The organism is Herbaspirillum lusitanum P6-12, assembly GCF_000256565.1.
Taxonomy (GTDB): domain Bacteria; phylum Pseudomonadota; class Gammaproteobacteria; order Burkholderiales; family Burkholderiaceae_D; genus Herbaspirillum; species Herbaspirillum lusitanum.
The window spans coordinates 1-6330 of the sequence record NZ_AJHH01000655.1 but is presented as its reverse complement, the minus strand read 5'-3'; the positions used below and the strand labels follow the sequence as shown (position 1 = coordinate 6330).

Annotated in this window: 8 protein-coding genes and 3 pseudogenes; 8 read left to right on the top strand and 3 right to left on the bottom strand. The window is 62.6% G+C overall.

Annotated features, from left to right (window positions below; all coding sequences use genetic code 11):
- Nucleotides 1-141: pseudogene (locus HLUSI_RS33015) on the top strand (type I methionyl aminopeptidase); the annotation flags it as partial.
- Between the two features lie 73 nt (nt 142-214).
- Nucleotides 215-490, top strand: a pseudogene (locus HLUSI_RS0121565) (ionic transporter y4hA); the annotation flags it as partial.
- Between the two features lie 19 nt (nt 491-509).
- On the opposite strand, the gene HLUSI_RS0121560 reads toward HLUSI_RS0121565, so the two are convergent.
- Nucleotides 510-740, bottom strand: a complete 231-nt coding sequence (locus HLUSI_RS0121560) for a DUF3820 family protein (RefSeq protein WP_016835923.1) — start codon at nt 738-740, stop codon at nt 510-512.
- Between the two features lie 213 nt (nt 741-953).
- On the opposite strand from HLUSI_RS0121560, the gene HLUSI_RS0121555 reads away from it, so the two are divergent.
- Together HLUSI_RS0121555 and ppk2 are read left to right on the top strand one after the other, a co-directional pair.
- On the top strand, nt 954-1142 hold the full coding sequence (locus tag HLUSI_RS0121555; protein ID WP_016835922.1) for an oxidoreductase-like domain-containing protein: 189 nt from the start codon (nt 954-956) through the stop codon (nt 1140-1142).
- Between the two features lie 128 nt (nt 1143-1270).
- Complete coding sequence (gene ppk2, locus HLUSI_RS0121550) at nt 1271-2179, top strand: polyphosphate kinase 2 (RefSeq protein WP_016835921.1); 909 nt, start codon at nt 1271-1273, stop codon at nt 2177-2179.
- 113 nt (nt 2180-2292) lie between these two features.
- Here the strand turns inward: ppk2 and HLUSI_RS0121545 are convergent, their stop codons facing one another.
- Nucleotides 2293-2814, bottom strand: a complete 522-nt coding sequence (locus HLUSI_RS0121545) for a hypothetical protein (RefSeq protein WP_016835920.1) — start codon at nt 2812-2814, stop codon at nt 2293-2295.
- Between the two features lie 310 nt (nt 2815-3124).
- Between HLUSI_RS0121545 and HLUSI_RS0121540 the strand changes: the two genes are divergently transcribed.
- The 4 genes and pseudogenes from HLUSI_RS0121540 (at nt 3125) to HLUSI_RS30005 (ending at nt 5996) form a co-directional block, all read left to right on the top strand.
- Nucleotides 3125-3598 carry a FecR family protein gene (locus tag HLUSI_RS0121540; protein ID WP_029363865.1) on the top strand — a complete coding sequence of 158 codons (474 nt, stop codon included), beginning with the start codon at nt 3125-3127 and terminating at the stop codon, nt 3596-3598.
- The gene (locus HLUSI_RS0121535) at nt 3591-4202 is read left to right on the top strand and encodes an OmpA family protein (protein ID WP_016835918.1); all 612 of its coding nucleotides are present in this window, start codon (nt 3591-3593) and stop codon (nt 4200-4202) included. The genes HLUSI_RS0121540 and HLUSI_RS0121535 overlap by 8 nt, the downstream gene beginning before the upstream one ends.
- Before the next feature lie 27 nt (nt 4203-4229).
- On the top strand, nt 4230-5228 hold the full coding sequence (locus HLUSI_RS0121530) for an NAD(P)-dependent oxidoreductase (protein ID WP_016835917.1): 999 nt from the start codon (nt 4230-4232) through the stop codon (nt 5226-5228).
- A 32-nt stretch (nt 5229-5260) separates the two neighbouring features.
- Nucleotides 5261-5996 (top strand): annotated as a pseudogene (locus tag HLUSI_RS30005) (amidohydrolase family protein).
- On the opposite strand, the gene HLUSI_RS30000 reads toward HLUSI_RS30005, so the two are convergent.
- The coding region (locus tag HLUSI_RS30000) for a Rossmann-fold NAD(P)-binding domain-containing protein (RefSeq protein WP_040503767.1) at nt 5984-6330 on the bottom strand (347 nt) is incomplete at its 5' end. The pseudogene HLUSI_RS30005 and the gene HLUSI_RS30000 overlap by 13 nt on opposite strands.

The window sequence follows — 6330 nt, the reverse complement described above, 5'->3', positions numbered from 1 at the left end:
CCCGCGCGCGCCGTGCAGCAACTCGACGACGGCTGGACCGTGGTCACGCGCGACGGCTCGCTCTCGGCGCAATGGGAACACATGATCGCGGTGACCGCCGACGGCGCCGAAATCCTCACCCCCTGGCCGTCCGCCAGATAATCCCCTCCCGTGCAACTGATTGAACCGCGTCGGCAAGGCTGACGCGCGCATCGGTTATCATTTCTTGCGCGCGCGCGCCGCGCGCGCCAACCGTTTGCAGACCAGCCTCAATCTCGCGATCGGTTCAGCCCTGGCCAGTATCGGCCTGACGATTCCGGCGGTGGCGGTGGTGTCGCTGGCGACCGGCTGGACCTTGTCGCTGGGACTGGACATCAAGTCGACGGTGCTGCTGATGCTGTCGTTCATCGTCGCCGCCTTCTCGCTGAGCACGGGCCGCACGACGGTCATGCAAGGCATGGTGCATCTGGTGATTTTCGCGGTGTATTTGTTTACCACGATCGTGCCGTGACAGACGGGCATCGATTCGATCAACGCCGCAGATTGGCGGCGTCCTTGCGCAGCGGATCGAGCAGCGAGCGCAGGGCGTTGTGGTCGAGTTCGTACATGAGCGCAATCAGGCTGCCCAGTTCGCCGCGCGGAAACCCCTCGCGCGCGAACCAGCCGAGATAGTGGCCCGGCAGGTCGGCCAACAGTCGTCCCTGGTATTTCCCATAAGGCATTTTCATGCTGACCAGCTTGAGCAGAGATTCCTGATCCATCGCGACTACCTCTTCATGGAAAAGCGCTGTCGATCTTGACGTCGTCGTGCGGGCGACGTTCTGGCGCAGTTCAGGCAAATATTCGAGCCACGCGCGACGCGGGGTAAATTCGTATTGTCGCAGGGAAAGAAGCGCGTGCGGTTTTATAATCGTGACAGTTCTGTTCGCTTCAGCTTTCTCTTGCCCTTTGGTTTTCTCCTTCTTTTTGCCCGCATGCCTACTTTCCGCATCGACGATCCGCAACCGACCCCGCCAATAGAACCGGCGCTGGAAGATTGCTGCCAAAGCGGTTGCGATCCCTGCATCTTCGATATTTACCAGGATGCGCTGGAGCGTTACCGGGTTGCTTTGCAAGAATGGCAGGCGCGCCAGCAGGCCAAGACCGGCCGCAAGGATTCCTGAAGGCAATAAACCAGCCGTTGTCACCTGACGGTCATAATCCTCAGGTATGTTCCAACGGTGCCGACCGCAGCCGGTCGCCGCCTGTTCAAGCTATTCAGGCTATTCAGGCATCATCCGATGGAGAGAAAATGAACGACGAAGAACTGGTACGCCGCATTCATCGCGAGCTCGCCGACAGTTACGACGAAGAGCTGGAACTGGAAATCGAAGATCGCACGATCGAGCAACTGGCCGGCGGTGTCGACGCCGTCAGCGAGCAGGACAAGGCCGACCGTCGCCTGTATTTCCGCGAACTGTTCCGCCTGCAGGCCGAGCTGGTCAAGCTGCAGGACTGGGTGGTCGCCACCGGCCACAAGGTGGTGATCCTGTTCGAAGGCCGCGATGCAGCGGGCAAGGGCGGCGTCATCAAGCGCATCACCCAGCGCCTCAATCCGCGCGTCTGCCGTGTCGCCGCGTTGCCGGCGCCGAATGATCGCGAACGCACGCAATGGTATTTCCAGCGCTATATTTCGCATCTGCCCGCAGCCGGTGAAATCGTGCTGTTCGACCGCAGCTGGTACAACCGCGCCGGCGTCGAACGCGTGATGGGTTTCTGCAGCGACGACCAGTACGAAGAATTCTTCCGTTCCGCGCCGGAGTTCGAACGCATGCTGGTGCGTTCCGGCATCCAGCTGGTCAAATACTGGTTCTCGATCACCGACGAAGAGCAGCACATGCGCTTCCTGAGCCGCATCCATGATCCGCTCAAGCAGTGGAAACTGAGCCCGATGGACCTGGAGTCGCGCCGCCGCTGGGAGGACTACACCAAAGCCAAGGAAATCATGCTGGAGCGCACCCACATCGCCGAAGCGCCGTGGTGGGTGGTGCAGGCGGTCGACAAGAAGAAGGCGCGCCTGAACTGCATCCATCATCTGCTGAACCAGATGCCGTACGGCGAGGTCGAGCACGCGCCGATTTCGTTGCCGGAGCGCGAGCGCCACGACGACTACTTCCGCCGCGAAGTGTCGAGCGAGATTCTGGTGCCGGAAGTTTACTGACGGTCGCGGTCACTTGCGGAAGTCGGTCGCGCATGAAAAACGGGAGCCCTTGGGCTCCCGTTTTTCATTGATGCTGACCGCTGACCATGCGCGATCAGCTCAGAAGTACCGGTTCAGAAATACTTTTTGACGATCTCGCCGAAAGCCTGTTCCGCCGGCATGCCGCCACGCATCAGCGTGGTGATTTCTTCCGAATGCTCGCCGATGGTGTCCGGCAAAGTGGCGCGGTTGGCCTTGAAGTATTCGTACTTGTCGCTGTCGACCTGGTCCTTGGCGCGGGTCGCTGCGCTTGGCGCACGCGTGGTGGCGCGCTTGACGCCGCCGGTGCTCAGCGTGCGGGTGGTCTTGCTGCCGCCGGCCTTGGCCAGCCTGACCTGGTCCAGCGTGAACACGCCGGTGGCGTTGCCTGGAGCAAATTCGCCGTCTTCCGGATGATGCAGGTGATGATTGCCATCGAAGGCCATCTTCTTGCCGGCAGTGTTGGTCAACTGATAACGCGGACCGTTGCCCGACGTGACCAGTGCGAACTGGACGCGCTCGCCGTAAATGCCCATCTGGGTAATGACGCCTGCCAGGTAGGGCGCTTTCAGGGTGTCGATGTTGCCGTTCCAGCGTTTGCTTCTTGTCGTAGTCAAAATATGTACTTCCGTAATGATGGCGGCCGCGCGCAAGAGGATCTCGGGAAAAACAGGGATCGGGGCGGCCGGCCTTGAAAAAACAGCGTGACCTGCCATTATCCTCTTCTCGCGCCCAGATTGACAGCGCGATGCAGCAAATTTTGCCGCAAGGGATCGCCCCGAAAACCGAAAATGCCCGTCCACAGCGCTTTTCCGCCTTCCCAGAGCGGTCCTGGAATGCTTCCATACGGCAATAACGGCGCTATAATGCGCCAAGTCCGCGCTCGCGGAGATCGCCCACAAGAAACGCACTAAAAACGGGAAAATCATGGGGTCGGGAAACTATACATATCGCGTATTCCTGTTGGTCGCCTTGTGCTGTGGCTGCGCCGGCGCTCCCGTACACGCCCAGGTGCAGGATTATGTCCCGGCCGGCATCGTCAAGGTCGTCAGCGGCAACGTCCAGGTGCTGCGCCGCGAACAGCCTTCGCTCGCCCATGTCGGCGACCGGGTGTTTTCGGGCGATCGGCTGCTGACCGCCGAGGGCGCCGCCGTCGGCATCACGTTGCGCGACGACACCTTGCTGTCGCTTGGCCCCAAGAGCAATTTCCTGCTGGAGCAATACAACTTCGACGCCAGCTCCGGCGAAGGCAACGTCGCCGTGCGCGTGGTCAAGGGCACGCTGCGCTACGTCACCGGCCTGATCGGCAAGCATGCGCCGGAACGCCAGCAAGTCGCGACGCCGACGGCAACTATCGGCATTCGCGGCACCGACTTCATTGTGGACGTGGCCGATGAATAAGCTGATTCAGCAATTCACCCGGCTGCTGGCGCCGGCGACGCTGGCGCTGCTGCTGGCAGCTTGCGCCGGTCCCAAGGAGCGCTTCGTCCTCCTGCCGCAGCCGGACGGCTCGTCCAGCAGCATCGTGGTCAAGTCCGGCGGCAGCGAAACCGCGCTGGCGACGCCCTACGCCTCGGTCGAAACGCAGGCAGGAAAAGCCGGCAAGACGCTCACGCTGAGCGAAGCCGACGTCAGCAAGCGCTATGCGCCGGTGATGGAAAACCTGCCGCTGCGTCCGCGTACCTACGTGTTGCAATTCGAACTCGGGCGCGATCGCCTGACGCCGGCTTCGCGCAAATTCCTCGACCAGGCGATTGACGAATTCAAGCAATTCCCGGCCGGTGAATTCCTCGTCATCGGCCATGCCGACAACATCGGCAACGACGCCTTCAACGACACGCTGTCGGTGCGTCGCGCCAAGCTGGTGGAGACCGAACTGATACGTGCTAAAGTCAATCTGATCAGCATCGAAGTGATCGGCAAGGGCTCGCGCGAACCGCGCTTCCCGGCCAGGAAGGGCGTGCCGGAACCGCGCAACCGCTACGTCGAGATCAAGCTGCGCTGAAACGCACTGAAAACAATAACGTGAGACATGGCCGATATCTACCTCGCGTACTCGCCCGAGACGCGCGCGAATTACTATGGCGACAAACCGCTGGCGCTGTTGCAGGCGCTGGGAACGGTGCGCCTGAATGACAGCGAAACGCCGCTGACTCCCAGCGACCTGGTGCGCGCCGCCGCCGGTTGCGACATCATCGTCGCGCCGCGCATTCCGGCGGCGACAGCCGAAGTCTTCGATCATCTGCCGCAACTGGTCGCCTATTGCCGCGGCGCGGTCGATATCCGCAACATCGACGTCGCCGCCGCCAGCCGCAACGGCGTGCTGGTCACGCGCGCCACACCGGGCTTCGCTGCCTCGGTGGCGGAATGGGTGCTGGCCGCGATGTTCGATCTCAGCCGCGGCATCAGCGATGCCGCGCTGGCCTATCGCAACGGCATCGTGCCCGCCGTCAGGATGGGCCGCGAATTGCGCGGCGCAACCTTGGGTGTGGCCGGCTACGGCACCATCGGCCAATACCTGTGCCGCATCGCGCAAGCGCTCGGCATGAAGATCGTCGTCGCCGATCCCTATGCAAGCATCATCGAACCGTCGCACGTCGCGGCCAGCTTCGAGGCCATGCTGGCGCAATCCGATTTCGTGGTCTGCCTGGCCCCGGCTACGGCCGAGACGGCGCAATTATTCAACGCCGCCGCCTTCGCGAAGATGCAGGCGTCGGCTTTCTTCATCAATGCCTCGCGCGGAGAGCTGGTCGACGAGGCGGCGCTGCTGCAGGCGCTGGATCACGGGGTCATCCTCGCTGCCGCACTCGACGTCGGCATGGCGCCCGACCAGATGCCGTCGCCGCTGCTGGCGCGCCATCCGCGTGTGATCGCCACGCCGCACATCGGCGGCCTGACGCCGCAGGCGGCCGAACATCAGGCGATGGACACGGTCCATCAGGTGGCGGCGATCCTTGCCGGTCGGCTGCCTCAAGGCGCGGTCAATGCCGACCAGTCGCACCGGCTGGCGCGCTTCAGTGCGGCACAATAAGATCAGCACAATAAAATCAGCGGAGACCGCGCATGACTTCCAGCACAATCCCGGACGGCGCCTGCGACTGCCATATCCACATTTACGATTACACGCGTTTCGCGCTGATGCCGGCCGCACCCTCGACGCCGCCGCAATCGCTGTGGTCCGACTACCAACGCGAACAGCAGGCGCTAGGCCTGACGCGCGCGGTGATCGTGCAGCCGACCGGCTACGGTTTCGACAACCGCTGCACGCTCGATGCGCTGGAACAGGCGCAGGGCAGTGCGCGAGCGATCGTCGCGGTGCCGCTGGACATTGCCGAAAGCGAACTTGCAGCGCTGCAAGATTGCGCCGCTCGGCTGGAACATCAACCTGCAGATCGACGGTCGTGATGTTGAACAATACGAAGACGTGCTGAAGTCCTTGCCGTGCCGGGTCGTGATCGACCACAACGGTAAATTCCTCAAGCCGGTGACGCCCGACCATCCGGCCATGCAAAGCCTGTTGCGCCTGCTCGATACGGGACGTTGCTGGATCAAGTTGTCGGCGCCGTATGAGACCTCGCAAACCGGCGCGCCGCACTATGAAGACGTCAGCGCACTGGCGCGCACCTTCGCGCACAAGTTTCCCGAGCGCTGCCTGTGGGCCAGCAACTGGCCGCATCCCGGCCGCAATCCGCAACCGTCCAATCGTGCGCTGTTCGACCTGTTGCCGGCATGGGCGCCGTCGGCCGAAGTACGCACGCGCATCCTGGTCGATAACCCGGCGGCGCTTTACGGGTTCTGAGCGAAGTTGAAAATGAGGGCCGGTGCAATCGCCGGATCTTCATCGAAGCTGTCGGGATCGTCCAGCGGCCATGCCAGCGACAAGGGCGTCAACTGCACGCCGAAAAGCGCGGCGGTGGTTTCCGTTTCATGCGGCGCACAGCCGCGCGTCATCAGGTCGACCATGGTGGCCGACACCCCGCGTTGCGCTGAAAACCGTTCCGCGCTCATGCAGTGCAGCGGCACCTGGCGGCCATTGACCAGTTGCGCCAGCTCGGCCAGGCTGTGTTCTTCCGGACCGCCCAGTTCGTAGATGCCGGCATCGCCTTTTCCCAGCGCAGCGGCTTCCGCAATAG